The sequence below is a fragment of the uncultured Modestobacter sp. genome (assembly GCF_947486615.1).
GTDB lineage: Bacteria > Actinomycetota > Actinomycetes > Mycobacteriales > Geodermatophilaceae > Modestobacter.
Window position 1 is genome coordinate 1 of record NZ_CANKUD010000009.1, and the last position, 17,874, is coordinate 17,874.

Here is a 17,874-nt window from a genome sequence, read left to right on the forward strand (position 1 = left end):
GTCAGACCACCAGCCCACCCAACGCCATCACCTTCAAGATCACCGCACCAAACTTCAACGCTGCCTGACGCTACCGACCGGTCAGTGCACCGGCTCGGCCGTCGCCTCCCGACTCGCCAGCCGCTCGCGCAGACCGGCCAGTCGGCGTTGCTTCGCGGCGCCCAGGCCCCAGCCCAGCAGCGTGAACTGCGCGTAGACCATCGCCGAGGTCAGGATGGAGTACACCCGCACGTCCAGCCGCCCCAGCGCCGTGGCCAGCACGACCCCACCGAGCAGGACGACGCCGAGCGCGGCGGCACCAGCCGCCAGCAGCACCATCCGCCGCCGGTGCAGGGCCTGCACCCGGGCCAGCAGCGGCAGCCACTCCCCCGCGTCCGCCTCCGCCGGCAGCCGCCCGGTGCGCGTCGCCGTCCAGAACGGCCGCATCCGCTCCCGCTCGGCCTCGCCCGCGACGCGCCGCTGCCACCACCGCACGAGCGCGGGCCCGGCCAGTGCGCCGCCAGTCGCACCCACGGCCGTGCCCACCGTCAGCCCCCAGTCGATCGGCTCGTCACCGGTCAGCCTCTGCCCCAGCGCCACGAGCGCAGCGACCAGCACGAAGGTCAGCGCAGCCTGGACGGCCAGCACGCCCCGTCTGCGCCGACGGGCCGAGCGGTCGTCCGGCGACGCCGGCGAGCCCGCGCGCATCACCAACCGGCACCTCCTCCATGATCCGACCGCTGGTGATCATGGCGGTGGACCGGCCGGTCCGCGACCTCGACCCCGACAGCCAGTGAGCGACCGGGTCCGGCACGGCAGCGGCGCTACTCCTCGAAGAGCTCGACCAGCTCGTCGGCCGTCCCGGCGGCGTGCAGCGGCACGACCGCGATCGTCCAGTCCGGCTGCCGGTCGTCGAGCTCGACCGCGAGGTCCCAGGCGGCGCGGGCGGTGAGCGGGCCGAAGCAGGCGTCGTCGCCGTCCTCGCTCACCGCGATCTCGACCAGCCAGTTGTCCGACAGGTCCGCGGCCAGCTCGGCGAAGTCCGGCTCGGCGTCCTCGTCGGGCTCGGGAGCATCGGCCAGGACCGGGTAGACGAGTGCCATGCCCGCACGCTAGACCCCGCGGGCGCTCAGTACGCGGGGTCGAGGTACAGCAGCGCGTAGGCGGCCAGCCAGTGCTCGACCATGTAGTCGCTGCCGCTGACGTGCGGCATCGCCGCGTCGGCGTGCTCGGCGGCCGAGGCCAGCAGGACGTCGGCGGCGCCGGGCAGCGCCGCGGCCAGCCGGCGCAGGCACCAGGCCCGGCTGAGGTTGAGCCCGTGCAGGTGGGCCGTCTGCCCGTCGCCGGCGTCGCTGACCACCGCGGGGGCGAACAGCGGCCCCTCGGCGAGCCCGGGCAGGAAGCGGGCCAGCCACGGTCCGGGCTCGGGCAGCACCTCGGTCATCAGCACCGCCTCGACCAGGGACGGGGAGAGGAAGTCCGAGCCGGAGGGCTCCCAGCGCACGGGGGCGTCGGCGTCCGCGCTGAAGAACCGGCGGGCTGCGTCGCTCAGCCTCCCGTCCACCCCGGCGCGGCGGGCGGCCGGCAGCGACATGAGCAGCCCGAAGGCACTGCTGGGGTGCAGGCCGGTGCGCACCGGGTAGGTCGCCGCCGGCAGCCACCGGTCGAAGGCCCCGAGGAAGTGGTCGGCCAGCGGCTGCAGGGTCGCGGCCCACCGGCGGACGTCGTCCGGCGCGTCGGGCTCGGCCGCCCAGGACGCCGCCTCCTCGACCAGGGTCAGCGCCCAGGCCCAGCCGTACGGCCGCTCCCAGCCGGGGTTCGCGACCGCGTGCGCCACCTCGGCGGCGATCGAGGGCGCCGTCCAGTGCTCGTCGAACACGGCCCGGACCTCGTCGGCCGGCACGTCGTCGGGAGCCACCCGGAGCAAGCGGAGCAGCACCCAGTGCATCTCCACGGCGGAGTGCCAGTCGTTCTATCGGGTGTTCGGCACTGTTCATGAGGCTGGCTGCTGGTCACCGCGGCACGGGCTTCCGGGGTCCCCGACCGCCTCCTACACCGCGCTTAGTGGCGGCGCATGTTCAGCCGCGCGAGTAGTTCTGGACGAGGATCCGGAACGGCGGAGGCTCGGGGGTGGCAGCCTGACACTCGGTGCGTCGCACCTTCACCTCGACCTGGACCTCGTGGTGAGGCCCCGCGATCGCCGTCCACCCGATCTGTCCGTCCTCGACCTCGAAGGGGCGGCGGAGCGCGTGCGCGACCGACTTCAGGATCGCGACTGGGTCTGGAGCGACGAGCGGGGTGATAGAGACCACCTCGGAGAGTGGGATCGAGAACTCCGAGCCGTCGTCCAACTCGACATCGAACCCCGGCAGTCGTGCCTCACGGTAGAGGTCTGTCTGGCCGTCCCCATCGGCGTCATCTCTGAACCAGACGGGTCCTGCGGGACAGCCCTCAACTCGTTGCCCATCGCGCAGGACCACGAGGATGCGCTCATGCATCCCTAGCCAAGTCGACGTGTGGCTCTCGCCCGTCTCCGACGGCGCTTGCCAGCACGTGCAGCGATCAGGTGCGTGGGGCATGGGTCTCCTCGCGGTCGCAGCGGTGACTCCTGCTGGTGTGCCTACGGCGACGATAGTGGCCGACCGGTTGGTGACCACTACTACAGCGGTCCAGCAGCCACTGCGCTCCGGAGGCCGCCTCTCGCAACCGTTGACTTGCGGGCGCGCGGCCGACCTCGCATGGCCAGCATGAAGGACTGTGAACCCCTCAGACGGGTTCGAGACGGCCGGTCCTCAGCGCAACTGGCCCTGCGCCGTTGCGGGATCAAGTAGGGCTGCCCGCCACTGCGAGGGCGGGGTGCGCCCGTGCGCGCCCAGGAGGACTGGGCCGAGGTCCGCGACTGCGGCGAAGCCTTCGTCGCGGTAGTGCATCCACAGCATGAAGGTGTGTCCGTCAACGTCGATGGTGCTCGGCTGCCAGACCGCCGGGTCTCCGAGCGCTGCGACCACCTTGTCGGCGCCTTCCTGCGCGGCTTCGGTGAGTTGCTGCAACTCGTCGTGCGGCAGCCCGTTGGGCACATGAGCGAGCAGCAACGTGCCGACTGTGGCTGTGGTCGCGCTGTGTATGCCCATGTCGAGTGTCCAGCCGCCGTTCCCGCCGGGGCGGCATCCACGACGGGCGAAGGTTGTAAGCCGCCAGGGCGGGTCCTGATCGCCCGGCGCCGGAGCCACCTCGACTGACTCCCAGTACGCGCCACCGGGGTCGCCACCGGCCCGGCTGCGGCCAGTGCCGGATACCCACAACTCTGGGACGCCGGTCGGGACTGCTACGGGCATGTCTAGACCGGCCAAGGACAAGGTGTCGCTCATCTGCGCTTCCTACCTGATAGCGATCGGGTTGGACAGCGCCCCGCGGATGACGATCTGTCGAGGCCGACCAGGTGGTGCTCCGGTGCCGCGCCGGGCACTGCCCTCCGACACCACACGCGGTCGAGAGCGACGGCGTGGCCCCGCTCCGGCCCGTAGAGCCACGAGGACGGAGCGGGGTGGCTAAGCCCGATCGCGCCACTGGCTCGGACAACTTCTTGAACCGCCTCCTACCCGGTCCACGAGGTCCGTGCGCCCAGGGCGCGACCATTCGCCCTTGGCGCGGGCCGGACGGTAGTTCCGACCTATGACAGTCGACCAGGAGTGCTCCCGATCGTTGACGACCCGGCAGCGGTATCGAAAGGCCGGAGCACGTGCCGACGGGATGTCATCGCGCCCGCAGCCGCCCTCAGGCTGCGGTGCCCCGGCGAAGCCAGCGCGCTACGCCAGCGAAGCGTCGGGCTGACCATCCAGCCCGACAGAGCATGTTCGCGGACCAGGTGGGCCGCCCGACGCAGCGGCTCACTAGGGAACGGATCAACGCGTAGGCGACGCGGGCAACCCCTTCATTCGACGCCAAAGGATCACAGGGACACCGGCTCCCGACGCACCGCCGCCAACCAGGGCCTGCATGTCGGTGGACCAGCCCGTCAACGCGACGACGAGGAGTGCGACGACAACGGCCAAGCCGAGCCCCAGCGCCGCGGTGAAAACAGCCCAGGTAGTCCGCTCGTTCACACCGCCAAGATGACCTCCGCGCCGCCCCCGAGACGCACGGGGCTGCCAGGGTCCCCTGAACGAGTGATTACCGGCGTAGCGACGGATTCATCCCTGAGGCCGCTCTCGCGGACAGGGGTGCCAACACATGAAGGCCGCAGGCCAGCCTCAAGGGCCTCACCGCTGTGCAGGACCATCCCCTCACCCGGCGCACGCGCCCTCTCGAACTCGTGCTGGACCTACCCGAAGAACCCGTTGACGGGTCTAGACAATGAGGTCGTGACCCAGCCCCCCGTCTCGGACGAGATCGCCGGTGCCCTTGGGCACTTCTTCTTCGGAGGCATCGGCCCTAGTCACACCTCTCTGACTGGCGTCTTCTTGCGAGCGGGACTGAGTGATGCGGACCCTTACGTGCCCTCCGAAGGGACGCCCAGCAAGGAAGTACGTGTCCAGCACGTGGTGCGCGCAGCGATGCGCCAGCCTGCATCGGCTCGCAAGTTGATCGACGGGCTCCTGACACAACTGAGGTTGAAGGGCTCGTTCGGACCAGACGGACCGAACTTCGACCCCAAAACCGTGCACACCGCACAGACGGCGTTCCGCCGAAGCGGCTGGGGCCTCTCAGCCGACGGCACGCTAGCCCCTCTCGGACACATCGACTTGGTAACTGGCGGCAGGGAGGCGCTGGACGAGCAACTCGATCGCCTTCGTCGCTCCACCGACGACCCCGGCCAACTCCTCGGCAGTGCGAAAGACCTCTTGGAGGCCATAGCCAAGTTCGTCCTGGAAGAGTGGGGCACGCCTCAGGACGCCGACTTCAACCACCTTTGGTTCTTGGCACGCGATCGTTTGGGGACGCATCCAAAGCAGGTAGTCAAAGACGGCCCGGCCGCAGAACAAATCCGGAAGATTCTCCAGGCGTCGTGGACGATCGCCGAACAGGTGAATGAGTTGCGGAACATTCAGGGCTCTGGCCACGGGCGCACGCTGCCAACTGGCGTGACACCGGAGATGGCGCTTCTGGTCGTTAGAGAGGCGTGCTCGGTCGCCCAGTTCACCCTGTCGACGCTCGACCGGTCACTGGGTCGATGAACGGTCCCCTGGCGGACGATGCATGTCAGGAGGACCTCGTCGAGGGTCTGGTCTTCGCGCTACAGAGCGTCGACGCGATCGGGCTGAGCCCACTGCCGCTCTCCGCACTGGTCGCCGAGATCGAAGAATGGGCTGTATCGGCGCGAGACGATCCGTGGAGACGCGCCCGCGCGTCCCTACGAGAAGAGGTGAACGCCACCCTCCGGGTCGTTGGCTCCACCCTTCGCGCCAGCGTGGCTGAGCCGCTGTCGCGCTACGTAGAAGCCTTCGAAGCAATAGCCTCCGCGAAGCCCCGCGACGCCGAGACCGTGGCGGACATCCGGCGATCCGCCAGCGCCCTCGTCGAGGCGCTTTCGACGCCTGTATCGCTTGAGGCTTCGTGGCGCGACATGGAGAAAGCCGTCGCCTCCGACGACCTGTTCGCTGCTGTCGCCGCCGCCTCTCAACTCAAGGGTCAACTCTCATTAGGCGGCCGGGACAGCAAGGAGGTATTAGCCGATCTGCTGCGCATCCTCCGTCGGGACGCATGGTCGGTTGACCTGGCGATGCGTCGACTCGACGGTGGGACAGCGCGGCCATGGCGAGAGTTGGCCGAGGCGGCAACAGCCGACGTAGCGGCCGAGGACCTCCGCAACCTGGCATGTCGCACTCTTATTGAACCGGGGCGAGAAGGCCACGTGGTTGTGTGGTCGCTCTACGACCACGCGATCACGCTTCAAGGCATTACCTCTCTCGGGCCGCTCACGATCTTGCTACCGCAATGGATTGTCGAAGTAGCCTTCGGTGGCTCTGGGCACGAGTTGCCTCTGGCCGAAGAAGTTCGCAAGTTGTCCGAAGAAGTTCGCAAGTTGTGGCGCGCCGAGTCAGACCGTGACGAAGGCTACGACTACACGCAGCACGTATTGATTCGGGTCGACCTTGGAGTCCGCTCCCCAGTGGGCGGGCTGGATGCTGCGGCCGACCTCATCGAAACCCTCATGGACGCCCTTCTTAGCATTGGCAGCGACAGTCGGTGGGGTAAGGCCGTCTGGTCGACCATGTTGGTAGACGGCGAAGAGCAAGCCTCGCGTTTTGGGCGCGGCAGCAGGCGCTCGGACTTCGCTGACTCTATGGGCATGGAGGCGACATGGGACGCCCTGAATGTAGACGCCGAAGGATTCGCACGCGCCCTAGTTGCACGTCCCGTGCCGTGGCACCTGAGGGAGGCGCTGCGCATCTCCGCCGAGGCGTCGCACGCCACGTCAAGAGCCGTCGCCCTCTACGACGAGTGGCACAACGACGACCGAACAGTGCTTCTGCTGTTGGACTCAGCCTTTGAGCACGTCGCCGCACTTGCCGGAACTGAGGCGAGCCTCCTCAGTAAGAAACTCAGTGACTTATGGCCAGCCGCACGTGGACGTCGCCTAATCCTCTGGGCCATCGATTCCTGCCTACATCGACGACAGACTGGGAAAAGCCGCCCAGAAGACGCGGTCGCACTGGAACGGATGATCAAGGCGAAGACGGGTCATCGCCGAGGAACGTCGTTGCTAGTGGCCTACCGCAGCATCGACCGGCTCACAGCGTTGGCTGGGTCTCGACTTCAGCGGGCGGTCGTGCACCGCGTCGTGGGCCAACTTGGCGACGCCCGCCTTCATGCATTGGAGAGTGACCGCCTCAGCGAAGACGCCCAGCTTGCGATCAGCAGACAACGTCGGGTCCGGAACGCACTCACCCACGGAAACCCAGTGACCCGCTTCGTGCTCGCATCCGTTGTGGACTACTCCCGCTTTCGTACCGGCGTGGCTGTCCGGGCAGCGCTCGACTCGTACGCGGACGGAGTGGCTATGAACGACTATCTTCGAGACAAAGAGCAAGAACGTGCGACGGACACCGAGGAGATGCGTCGTGGCAGGTCGCAGATTGACATCTGGGAGGCGGAGATGCCCGAGGCCATCGGCGAGTAGCAGACTAGGCGCTCGTTTTCGGCCAGTGACGGCACTACCTATCGGCTGCCTCGGGGTCGCCAAGGGGTCACTGTTGCATTCGCCTCTTGCAGCGTCTGATTCTCCTGCTTGAGTTGTTCGATCTGAGCCAACAGTCGCTGCTCTTTCAGGTTGGCGATTCGCACCTTCTCTTCAACATTGGCCCGCTTCACTTGCTCGACCTGCACTACGCGGGCCAGCGCCTCAGCGGCCGACTTCCACTCCGCCCTTTCTTCGCGCATCGTGTCGTACTTTGATTGGAGCGCGTCCCGCTCTTCTCGCACCTTCCAGTTCTTGGCGATGAGCGCCGCTTCCCGAGGATTGGGTGTGTCGTAGTCCCTTTTGAGGCGTTCGAAGAGATCGCGCAGGTCGGCATAGGCACGGTAGAGATCGTTTCTGGTTACTCCTGCTTCTTCCGCGAGCGCACCGACTGATCGATTGCCCGGCTCCACGCGCGACGGAGTTCCGGCGAGCATCCGCCGGATCGCGTCAACAATGTTCCGACGGATCGGGTCAGTCTCCTGAGGCAAGACCGGCTTTGGTAAGTCGTCAACGACTTCACTCACGGCGCATCCCCTGTCTCGCCCGGCAGCATGACGATGCGGCGCGACCGCTCATGTTCGGCGATGGTGGCCCTGGCCTCTGCGGCGTGTTGCTCAAGTCGAATCGCCAGCGGTTCCGGCAGCAAAGGACTTTGCGCTTCGAGCATGTGCCTCCGCTCTTCCTCGCGTAGGCGGCTGATCTGAATGTCTGTTCGCGCGTGGTTGGCGCATGACTTCTTGCAGTCAGCGCGGTCAGGGGTGTCTGTGCCATGGCACATCGCAGTCGAACGGTTGAAGACACAAAGGCTGTATGCGTGTGGGTTGTCGTACACCTGGAACGCCGGGTCTGTGAGGATCCGGCGTTCATCCTTGTCGCTCTGGAACGTCGCCAGTAGTGGACGCACCGCCTGAGCCTTCGCGACCAATCGATCCGCAGCGGGTCCTGAGACGCCCAGACCCGTGGTGAGCGCATCGCTAACCGTTTCAAGCAACTGGAGGAACGCTTCGGCGCGCTCCCGACCCATCATCTTCTGGAGCCCGACGCCAGAGGCCGAGGCGTAGCCGTTCCGACCGAGAGCCGTGGCAGCGTGCTCGTACTGGAACGCCAAGGCAATGTCACCGCCCGGCTGATTCTCGATGTGCCACGCGATCGTGCGCCGGAATGCGCTTACGTCGACACCTCCTGACGCGTTTTCCTGGATCCGGTAAGCGTCGGGCAGCCCGAGATCAGCGACCATCCCGTTCGCGTACTCGATGAACTCAGCGATGCGGTCGCCTGCGACTTGAGTTCCCATGGCTTCGCGTCGCTCACTAGCGAACACGAAACGAGTCTCCTCGTCCAGCGCTTCCAAGACCGCGATGGCATCGGCGGCAGGCTTCACCGTTCCCCAGCGCTTCTCATTGCCTTCAGGCACACGTTCGCCATCAGCGAGGACGCCCTTGTGGACTCGACCTCGAAGGTAGTAGCGGATCGGGCCCTCTGGTTGGTCCGCCGGAGGGGGTACGACCTCGACACAACCCCGCTCCAGCAAGAGCATTTCGTGCGGACGCATGCCTGACAGGTAGCCAACCACCACCAGTGCCGCCGCCTGGAGCAGTTTAACCATGATCGGGGGCCCACCGCCGGATACCTTCGCCACATCATGGAAGTCGATACCGGTAGTCCATTGACGGTCGTGGATTCGCCCCGTGATCGGCACGCTGACCGTCGTATCGGCGTTCACGTTGACCGCGAACTGGCCCTTCCAGTCGGTTGCCGCGCCGCTTATTGCCGCCCTGCTGATCCCGTAGCGCGCAGCCAGGTAGAGGGAGGCAATGCGGGGGCCGCTTGGTCCTTGCCTCGCGGGCAAGTAGCCGTGTTCTGCGAGGTACTGGCGGAGTACGGGACGAGCGCTCGACGGATCGGCGGGAATGTCCCGGATCATCTGCTCGACGTGCGCCTTGGCGGCAAGGATGTCCGCCGCGAAGTCACGGATGAAGGCGAGGGCCCAGATGAGCAGGGGGTCCATAGTGTCCGGGTCGATCACGGAAGTCAGGTTTGGCCCGGCAGTTCCCTTGCGGAACCGGAAGCCGGAGTCCATCCATTCCGGACGCGGCAGTCGGTCAGCGGCGGGGAGTTCGTCTCCGAAGGCGTGCAGGCGCGAGACGCATCCAAGGAGTGCGTCCTTTGCCCGGTCTTTCACCTTGAGAGCGCCGACATGGAGCCTGAAGCGCTCCAACAGGCCGGGCGTCACGTCGCTGAGGACATACACGTCCTCACTCGCCAGCCATCTGAAGAAGCGCTTCCATCGCTCGAACTCCCGGCCAGTGGACGTGGCCGAGAGCCATTCCACAGCGTTGCTTCCTCTGCTGTTGAAGAGAACAGCCGGAGTAGGTCGATTGATGAGGAGGTAGGCAGCCCGGCGCGCGGTTGCGTCGTACTCCGCAGGGACACCCTCCGATCGACGGGGCGAGAAGTGTAGTGACTGCCCCCCGCGCGTATTCGCGAGCACGCCAAGGGCCGCCAGCGGCCATTCGTCGGCGCTCACCGGCGCGATCGTGGCTTTCGGGTCTCGAACACGAGCACTACTGACACTGGGCTCATCCGCCTGAAGTTCAAGGCCAGACGAGCGTGGGCTGTCAGTTGCCGCGCCGGGCCAAGAGCGCCAGGTCGCGCGCTCGCTAAGCGACAACGTCGTACTCCCCCGCGAAGAGCGCTCTTACGTACGTGCGGTCGACCTCGGTGGCCTCGGCCAGAGCCGCTTTGCGCCGCTGGGGGGTCATACGCACACGGTCGTCCAGGAACGCGCTGAGTCGCACGTAGTCATCCGACCACCGAACCCACGCGGAGTCGCTTAGCGCCCCCCTCAGGTCCTCCAGGACTTGGTGGATGAGGCACAGCCGAGGGAGGTGCCTGGGCGTGGCCACAGCATTGGTACATGTGAGGCACATCAGGAAGTTGGCCCGGCACTCTTCCCCAGTGACTGGGTGGCAGTGGATGTCACGACAGGCGACAGTCGCAGTGTCCTTGCTTCCCGAGTTGATGGCGTCCTCCACATCCTTCTCATCGGAAAGGAGAAGCACCAGTCTTGCTTCCGCTCGGGTCTGCGCTTGAGCCAGACCTGCACGCACCACCTCCCACGCCTCTTCGCGCGCTTGATCATCCAAGGCGAGGTACTTCTCGACATGTGTTCGAGGCGTGTTGTGTGTCGGGGCGCGCTCCACTCGGGTCTGGAATGTTCGGTGAAGTTTCTGGTAGTCGACGTTCACCCCGGCAGGCAGCCACGGCGAGTGGTACCGGATTCCGTTGGTGCCCCCGAGCGGAACGCCGCTGAAGACATCAGTGGAGAGGGTCCGAGGACCGCCCTGTCGCCCGCTCCGCGTAGCAGAGATCAGGAGCAGGTCGGTGTGTTGGCCCCGCACGGCCAGGTACGCCCGAGCGGGATCGGTCGCCTCTGCGATCAGTCGGTATGCGTACCCGGAACTGCCCCTACCGCTGTCAACATAGGTGCTCGTAAAATGGCGTCGCCGACCGCGCCGCTTCTTGTCGATGGGGACCGCATAGACGTTGACATCGGTTTCACCAGCGCCTGGGCGGTCGCTGGCGATGAGTTGCCGTTCGAGGGTGGACTTGTTGAACCCTTCGAGGCAGGTGAGGAGCACGGCCGCTGCCGTGACCTCCTCTGGACTCAAGAAGAGGGCATGCTTCTTGTCGGGATGCCGGGAAGGGCTGAAGTCGCGTGGGCTGCCCAAAGCATCGGCGACCTCGCCATCTGCTGGATCGGGTCCGGTCAGCATCCTTGACAAGACGCGGGCCTTGAGTTGCTCTTCCTGACTCAAGTCGTCTTCGCCGTCGCGCAGGGCTAACTCGTAGTTCTGGGTGATCCGTTGATGCGCCGCCTCTAACGCGTCGCGGGCAGTCCGCTGGAGCGCTCGGAACTCCGGTTCGCTGTAGGTGGCCTGACTGCTTGCTGCCTTGACCGACCCAACCCGCCTCGACATGGCCCACTTGGTACGCTTGGAAACTTCTGGCACATCGAGCAGCAGTGCGCGCGTGTAGACCGTTCCCGCGATGTAACCGCTGCGCGGATAGGTTTCTTCAAGATGCTCTTTCCACGCGCCCCAGTCACTGTCCTGCATGTCGGCGAAAGACGTGATGCCGCGCGCCTCGCACCACTGTGTCAGTGCCTTCGCCCAGCGCATCGGATCGTTGACCGTCGAACGGGATGTCCAAGTGCCCAACGTGCCCGTCTTAACGGCGAAGGCTCGTGCGAGTTGCTGACGGAGGCGCTCGCTTCCCGCCCAGCCGGTGAGATCGATGATGCGCGGCTTAGCCCCAGGCTCCTCGGGCGTCCAAGTGACCTTGAGCCCGTTCTCGGACATCGCCTCGGGAAAATCAAACCCGACCGGCAGTTTCGCCCGCTTACGCGGCATTAGGCCATCTCTCCTGTCGACAGGGCGCGAACATCGAGGATCCGCGAGCCGCCCGGACCGCCGGAAGCGATAGACTCGATGATCTCGTTCAGTGACCTATCGACGCTCGCCTCGTCGAACAGCATGGATCGGCGAAGACCCTTCACCGGTTCGAGGTACGTGTCTTTGGTGGTCGTGACGCTTGCGTGTCCCAGCAGGTCCCGAACTGTGTCGTACGCCTGCTCGTATCGCCTCGCGTCGTAGCCGTCGGTGCTTCGGTAGCCCTCCTGCTCGTCGACGCGCCGGTGGAGAGCAGCCAGCAGATACAACGCGAAAGAGAACCGGAGACTGTGGGGCGAGAGTCGGATCGACATCGAGCGCGGCAGCCCCAGCCGGACAAACTCCCGCTCGACCCGGTCGTTGGCCCCGTCGAAGGCATCGTTCCAACTGTTCATACGAAGTGGCAGTCCGGCGTCGCTCAGCCACAGCGCCAGCGGCTCAGCGGCTGAGGGGGTGCCGTCGGCGTTCGTGGTCAGCATCAGGAGACGAAGTCGCTCGTCCTCGTCCAGGTCTCCGACGGACCGGATCTCTCCTCCGTTGAGAACCAAGTCCAAGCCATCTCGCTGATCCTCGACCGCTATGACGTGGATCGGGTTCGCCATCCGTTCATAGCGGCCTTCCCGCTGGGCTCGCCGGACGGCCGCTGCCCTCTGGAAGCGGAGGTACTCGTGAACGTTCTGAAGACCAGCGGCCAAGGGCGTCCACATGCGAGCCCGGTCGTACTTCGCGACCGCACCGCCGAGCGGAATCTCTCGGGGCTCGGTGGGGACTTCGATTGTCAACAGAGAAGCGAGTTCGGTCCGTCGCAGCGCTGACGTGATCATCAAGTCTGTGTATGCCCTGTTGCGGCTCTGCTCACGGCCACCACGCCACAGGGCGTCGTGGCCACCCGGAACAACTCCGCGCCCCTGCCGCTCGGCCTGGTAGCCGAGGAGCCCTACGTCTCTCCACGTAGCGTAGGTGGCCGGGGTGACCCACCTCGAACGATTGGCCCGAACGTTGCTGGCCCCAGGCTCACGCCGACCCCGGAGCGTCCCGACCTTCTCTGGGATCGGCGAGGCGACCACGTACTGTCGCGACTTGGCCTCCGCCCATGCGTACAGGGCGGTCAGCGCTGCGTGCGTCTTTCTGAAGGTTGTTGGGTCGACCACGGGCGCACTCTCGCCCGGCTCGACCTGATGCAGGGACGGGTCCGTGCGCCACCGTTTGAACTGCGAATAGTGGATCTCCGACGCTTCGTCCCAACGCACGTCCTGTTGCCACAGGAAGTCGACCCAGGTTCGGATCTCGCGGGCATAGGTGAGTCGGCCACTCAGTGCCTGGTTCGTGAAGGTGTCCGACCGGGCGAAGAACTCGACCAGTCGCTCGTCGATCAAGAAGTCGGGCGCGACGAGGATCGGAGTGCCGTCCGGTATGTACAGGAGCCGTTCCTGCTCGCTCAGGTCGAGGTAGTCGCCCAGTGCGGGGTGGAGGTGTGCGGGGACCCCGGAGGCCCGTGTCGCGGTGACCAGCAGCCAGTCCTCGCCCGGCCGGTTCTCATCCCTCACGCTGATCAATGTACTGGGTGGAATGATCAGATCACGTTAGAACACCGCTGATGCCGACAGAACATTCGTAGCTGCCGTAGAACGCCGGGTGCCGGTCGCGCGGACGTGCCGGGGCGTCACCGGGGCGCCGGTAGTGCACGTACATGCCGTTCGGGAACTCCTCCCGCACGGTGCGCAGCGCGGTCGCCGCCAGCTCCGGCGCGGCCGCCCGCAGCCCCGGGGTCACAGCCGGGTGGCCGGCACGGTGAGCCGGCCGTTCCCGGCGGCCGGTGCGGCCTCGCCGGCCGACGGCCCAGCCGGCAGCTCGGCCACCGCGGAGGTGTTCTGCGAGGTCGGCAGCCAGCGGCCCCACCAGCGCAGCACGTGCTCCAGCCGGGCCCGCCGGTGCTTCGGGGTGCCGGACCGGGACAGCTCGTGCCCCTCCCCCGGGAACAGCAGCAGCTCGGTCGGCACGCCACGGCGCTTGAGCTCGACGTAGAGCCGGGTGCCCTGCTCGAGCGGACAGCGCCAGTCCTCCTCGGAGTGGATCACCATGGTCGGGGTGGTGATCCGGTGCGCGGAGGCCATCGGCGACTGGGCGGCGACCCGCTCGGGGTCGGTGCCCACGTACTCGTCGGGGAAGAAGAAGCCGATGTCGGAGGAGCCGACGAAGCTGACCGGGTCGTTGAACGCCCGCTCGCTGATGCCGGCGACGAACCGGTCGGTGCGGCTGAGCAGCAGCGTGGTCATGTAGCCGCCGTAGGAGCCGCCCATGATCCCGACCCGGGATCCGTCCAGCGCCGGGTCCTCCAGCGCGTGGTCGAGGAAGGCGAGCACGTCGTCGGCGTCCAGCTCGCCCATGTGCTCCTTGATCACCCGGCCGTGCGCCTGGCCGTAGCCCGACGAGCCGCGCGGGTTGCACTTCACCACCGCGTAGCCGGCCTCGACGTAGGCCTGGGTCTCGTCGAACAGCGTCCAGCCGTACTGGGCGAACGGGCCGCCGTGCACGGTGAGCAGCACCGGGTGCGGCCCCGGGCCGGACGGCGTGGTGACCCAGCCGTGCACCGGGTAGCCGTCGGGCGCGGTCGCGGTGACCTCCCGCATCCGGTGCAGCCGGCCGGTGGCCTGCAGCGGGGCGCCGAATCCGGTGATCAGCCGCCGGCGGCCGGGGGTGATCGCGATCAGCTCGCCGGCCGAGCGGTCGTGGGCCACGGTGGCGACGACCACGCCGCCACCCACGGCGATCCCGCGCACCGTGTACGGCCCGTCGACCAGCGGTTCGGCAGCCCCGCCGGACAGCGGCACGCGCAGCAGCTCGACGGCGCCGCGCCGCTGGACGCCGACGAAGGCCGCCCCACCGGCGACCACCGTCGCCGGGGTCTCGTCGCCGCGATCGTGGTCCTCGGGGTCCAGCATCGGCACGACCGGCCCGCCGGCGGTGCTGACCTTCACCATCGTGGTGTTGCGGCCGACGAAGTCCCGGCCCAGCGGACCCAGGTCCGGGACGGCGGTGAGGTAGATCGTGCTGCCGGCCGGGTCGTCGGGGTCGTAGGCGGGGTGCGCGCAACTCGACCGCGAGTCGGTGACCTTGCGCAGACCGGTGCCGTCGGGCCGGACGACGTACACGTCGGTGACCCGGTCGAGGTCGGCGCCCTCGTGGCGGGCGGAGACGAAGGCCAGCTCGGTGCCGTCCGGGCTCCAGGCCACGTCGGCGTCGTCGGCGTCCCCGTCGGTCACCTGGAACGGCGGGACGAGCTCGACCGCGTCGTCCTCTGCCTCGGCCGGCAGGTCGACGACGAACACGTGCGGACGGCGGTCGTTGGTGAAGCCCACCCCGTCGGCGCGGTACTTCAGCGTGGTGATCAGCCGGGGCGCCTCGGCCGCGGGCGGGACGTCGTCCGCGGTGCCGTAGCGGCCCTCCTCGGGCACCCGCGCGGTGTAGGCGATCCGCCGGGAGTCCGGCGACCAGACCGGCACACCGGCGCCCAGGTGGTGGTCGGTCAGCTTCCGCGCGGTGCCACCGCCGACCGGGAGGACGTGCAGCTGCGGGCTGCCCTTCGGCTCGGCCGCCAGGTAGGCCAGCCAGCGCCCGTCCGGGGAGAACACCGGCGCAGACTCCCGGTGGCCGTGGGTGAGCGGCCGGGCCGGCGCCGACCCGTCGGTCGGCACGGTCCACAGCTGGCTGCGGTACTCGTCCGCCTCCAGGTCCAGCCGGCTGACGGCGACGACGGCGGTCTGCCCGTCCGGGGACACCGTCGGCACACCCGGGACACGCAGCAGGGAGAGGTCGGTGGGCCGCATGACCGGCACGCTAGTCCAGCGGGATCACCGCGAGATGATGAGCACCGCTAACGGGTGAGGTCCTAGGGTGCGCACATGACGCGACGTGTGTTCTCCGGTGGCCAGGTGCTCGACGGGACGGGCGGGCCCGCGGCCCGCGGCGACGTGGCCGTGCAGGACGGCCGGATCGTCGAGGTGGGGGTCGGGCTGGCCGGCGACGAGGTCGTCGACTGCACCGGCGCCACCCTGCTGCCCGGCCTCTTCGACTGCCACGTGCACGTGATGCTCAGCGGCGTCGACATGATGCGACTGCTGCAGACGCCGTTCAGCTACGGCTTCTACGAAGCGGTGCACAACCTGCGCCGCACGCTCGCCCAGGGCATCACCAGCGTGCGGGACGCCGGCGGCGCGGACCTGGGCGTCGCCCAGGCCGTCCGCGACGGGCTGATCGCCGGGCCGCGGATGCAGATCGCGATCAGCATGCTGTCCCAGACCGGTGGGCACGGCGACGGCTGGCACGTCTGCGGCGCCGAGGTGCCGCTGATGGGGCCGCACCCGGGCCGGCCGGACACCGTGGTGGACGGCGCGGACGAGATGCGCCGCACCGTGCGGGAGCTGCTGCGCGCCGGTGCCGACGTGATCAAGGTGGCGACCAGCGGCGGCGTGCTGTCGGCCCGGGACGACCCGCGGCACCCGCACTTCCGCCCGGCCGAGCTGGACGTGCTGGCCGAGGAGGCGGCCGCGGCCGGGGTGTACGTGATGGCGCACGCGCAGGGCGCCGAGGGGATCAAGGCCGCCGTGCGGGCCGGCATCCGCTCCATCGAGCACGGCATCTTCCTCGACGACGAGGCGATCGAGCTGATGCTGGCGCACGGCACCTGGCTGGTGCCCACCCTCGCCGCGCCGCGCGCCGTGCTCGCCGCCGCCGCGGCCGGCGCGTCGCTGCCCGAGGCGGTGGTGGAGAAGGCCCGCGCGGTGCAGGCGGTGCACGACGAGTCGGTGCGCCGGGCGGTGCAGGCGGGGGTCAAGGTGGCGATGGGCACCGACAGCGGGGTCGGCCCGCACGGGGACAACCTGTCGGAACTGGCGCTGATGACCGGTTGCGGGATGACCCCCGAGCAGGCCTGGCACGCCGCCACGCTGTCAGCCGCCGAGCTGCTGGGCGTGGCGGACGAGCTGGGCAGCCTGGAGGTGGGCAAGCGGGCCGACGTCGTCGTCCTGGACGGCGACGCGACCGACCTGACCGGGCTGTCCACCCGGGTGCGGGAGGTCTGGCGGGACGGAGTGCTGGTGGCCGCCGGGGGCGCGACCGTCGAGGCCGGGACGCTGCCGCCCCGCTGAGTGCGTTGCTCCGACGGCCCGGCTCGGGCCGTCGGAGCAGGGGTCAGCTGGAGCGGGTGTCCGACTCCGGCGCCGGCGCCGGGCGGCCGGTCGTCTCGGTGCCGATCGGCGCCTCGCCGCGCTCGACCTCGGCCGCCGGGTGCTCCTCGGTGCTCTCGTCGCGGGTCTTGAGCAGGCTGGCCACGGTGGCCACCAGCAGCACGACCAGGATCACCGTCAGGGACAGCCAGGTCGGGATCGCCGGCACGCTCTCCAGCGGCTCGCGCTCGCCCAGGAACGGGTACTGGTTCTCGTGCACGGCCTCGAGGATGAGCTTCACGCCGATGAACGCGAGGATGACGGCGAGGCCCAGGGACAGGTAGACCAGCCGCTTGAGCAGGCCGCCCAGCAGGAAGTACAGCTGGCGCAGGCCCATCAGCGCGAAGATGTTCGCGGTGAAGACGATGAACGGCTCCCGGGTCAGCCCGAAGATCGCCGGGATGCTGTCGAGTGCGAAGAGCAGGTCGGTGGTGCCCAGGGCCAGGAAGACCACGATCATCGGCGTCCAGAGCTTCTTGCCGTCCTGGACCACCCGGATCTTGCTCTCGTGGAACTCCTGGGTCATCGGCAGCACCTTGCGCATCCGCCGGATGAAGCCGTTCTCCTCGTAGTCCTCGTCCTCGTCGCGGTGCCGGACCAGGTTGATCGCGGTGTACACGAGGAAGGCGCCGAAGAGGTAGAAGACCCAGATGAACTGCTCGATCAGCGCGGCCCCGGCGAGGATGAAGAGCCCGCGCAGCACCAGCGCGATGATGATCCCGACCATCAGGACCTCTTGCTGCAGCTTCCGGGGCACCTGGAAGCGGGCCATGATGATCACGAAGACGAACAGGTTGTCGACCGACAGCGAGTACTCGGTCAGCCAGCCGGCGTAGAACTCGGTGGCGAACGTGCCGTTGGTGACGGCCAGCACGATCAGGCCGAAGAGCAGCGCCAGGCCCACGTAGAACACGACCCAGCCGGTCGCCTCCTTGACGGAGGGCTCATGCGGGCGACGGACGACGAGGGCGAGGTCGGCGAGCAGCAGGACGGTGAGCCCCACGAACGTTGCGATCTCGAACCAGACGGGGAGCTCCAC

The 17,874-nt window shown here is 68.0% G+C and carries 14 protein-coding genes and 1 pseudogene; 3 read left to right on the forward strand and 12 right to left on the reverse strand.

Annotated features, from left to right (window positions below; all coding sequences use genetic code 11):
* Positions 1 to 81 precede the first annotated feature (81 nt).
* The 5 genes and pseudogenes from Q1A09_RS16120 to Q1A09_RS16140 all read right to left on the reverse strand — a co-directional run bounded on the left by Q1A09_RS16120 (position 82) and on the right by Q1A09_RS16140 (position 3,071).
* Positions 82 to 627, reverse strand: coding sequence for a hypothetical protein (locus Q1A09_RS16120; protein WP_299956963.1), 546 nt, complete (start codon positions 625 to 627; stop codon positions 82 to 84).
* Positions 628 to 803: 176 nt separating this feature from the next.
* Positions 804 to 1,082, reverse strand: coding sequence for a hypothetical protein (locus Q1A09_RS16125; RefSeq protein ID WP_299956965.1), 279 nt, complete (start codon positions 1,080 to 1,082; stop codon positions 804 to 806).
* A 26-nt stretch (positions 1,083 to 1,108) separates the two neighbouring features.
* A pseudogene (locus tag Q1A09_RS16130) lies at positions 1,109 to 1,936 on the reverse strand (DUF2891 family protein); the annotation flags it as partial.
* 121 nt (positions 1,937 to 2,057) lie between these two features.
* Entirely contained in the window at positions 2,058 to 2,477 is a 420-nt protein-coding gene (locus tag Q1A09_RS16135; protein ID WP_299956968.1) for a hypothetical protein, read from the reverse strand.
* Positions 2,478 to 2,771: 294 nt separating this feature from the next.
* A complete protein-coding gene (locus Q1A09_RS16140; protein WP_299956969.1) occupies positions 2,772 to 3,071 on the reverse strand; it encodes a hypothetical protein in 300 nt (99 codons plus the stop codon).
* 1,269 nt (positions 3,072 to 4,340) lie between these two features.
* On the opposite strand from Q1A09_RS16140, the gene Q1A09_RS16145 reads away from it, so the two are divergent.
* Both Q1A09_RS16145 and Q1A09_RS16150 read left to right on the forward strand, forming a co-directional pair.
* Positions 4,341 to 5,153, forward strand: a complete 813-nt coding sequence (locus Q1A09_RS16145; RefSeq protein ID WP_299956972.1) for an abortive infection family protein — start codon at positions 4,341 to 4,343, stop codon at positions 5,151 to 5,153.
* Positions 5,150 to 7,099 (forward strand): hypothetical protein, encoded by a 1,950-nt coding sequence (locus tag Q1A09_RS16150; protein WP_299956975.1) that lies wholly within the window; start codon positions 5,150 to 5,152, stop codon positions 7,097 to 7,099. Before Q1A09_RS16145 ends, Q1A09_RS16150 begins: the two co-directional genes overlap by 4 nt.
* Positions 7,100 to 7,137: 38 nt before the next feature.
* Here Q1A09_RS16150 and Q1A09_RS16155 read toward each other — a convergent pair whose 3' ends face one another.
* From Q1A09_RS16155 to Q1A09_RS16180, 6 genes are all read right to left on the reverse strand, one after another.
* Positions 7,138 to 7,683 (reverse strand): hypothetical protein, encoded by a 546-nt coding sequence (locus Q1A09_RS16155; RefSeq protein WP_299956978.1) that lies wholly within the window; start codon positions 7,681 to 7,683, stop codon positions 7,138 to 7,140.
* The gene (locus tag Q1A09_RS16160; RefSeq protein ID WP_299956979.1) at positions 7,680 to 9,686 is read right to left on the reverse strand and encodes a hypothetical protein; all 2,007 of its coding nucleotides are present in this window, start codon (positions 9,684 to 9,686) and stop codon (positions 7,680 to 7,682) included. The genes Q1A09_RS16155 and Q1A09_RS16160 overlap by 4 nt, the downstream gene beginning before the upstream one ends.
* Before the next feature lie 133 nt (positions 9,687 to 9,819).
* Positions 9,820 to 11,571, reverse strand: coding sequence for a hypothetical protein (locus tag Q1A09_RS16165; protein ID WP_299956982.1), 1,752 nt, complete (start codon positions 11,569 to 11,571; stop codon positions 9,820 to 9,822).
* Positions 11,571 to 13,157 (reverse strand): hypothetical protein, encoded by a 1,587-nt coding sequence (locus tag Q1A09_RS16170; protein WP_299956984.1) that lies wholly within the window; start codon positions 13,155 to 13,157, stop codon positions 11,571 to 11,573. Before Q1A09_RS16170 ends, Q1A09_RS16165 begins: the two co-directional genes overlap by 1 nt.
* A gap of 31 nt (positions 13,158 to 13,188) precedes the next feature.
* Positions 13,189 to 13,383 (reverse strand): DUF2891 family protein, encoded by a 195-nt coding sequence (locus Q1A09_RS16175; RefSeq protein WP_299956986.1) that lies wholly within the window; start codon positions 13,381 to 13,383, stop codon positions 13,189 to 13,191.
* The gene (locus Q1A09_RS16180; protein ID WP_299956989.1) at positions 13,380 to 15,437 is read right to left on the reverse strand and encodes a S9 family peptidase; all 2,058 of its coding nucleotides are present in this window, start codon (positions 15,435 to 15,437) and stop codon (positions 13,380 to 13,382) included. Before Q1A09_RS16180 ends, Q1A09_RS16175 begins: the two co-directional genes overlap by 4 nt.
* A gap of 75 nt (positions 15,438 to 15,512) precedes the next feature.
* Here Q1A09_RS16180 and Q1A09_RS16185 point away from each other — a divergent pair, with 75 nt between their 5' ends.
* Entirely contained in the window at positions 15,513 to 16,757 is a 1,245-nt protein-coding gene (locus Q1A09_RS16185) for an amidohydrolase family protein (RefSeq protein WP_299956992.1), read from the forward strand.
* A 43-nt stretch (positions 16,758 to 16,800) separates the two neighbouring features.
* Here Q1A09_RS16185 and Q1A09_RS16190 read toward each other — a convergent pair whose 3' ends face one another.
* Entirely contained in the window at positions 16,801 to 17,874 is a 1,074-nt protein-coding gene (locus Q1A09_RS16190) for a TerC family protein (RefSeq protein WP_299956994.1), read from the reverse strand.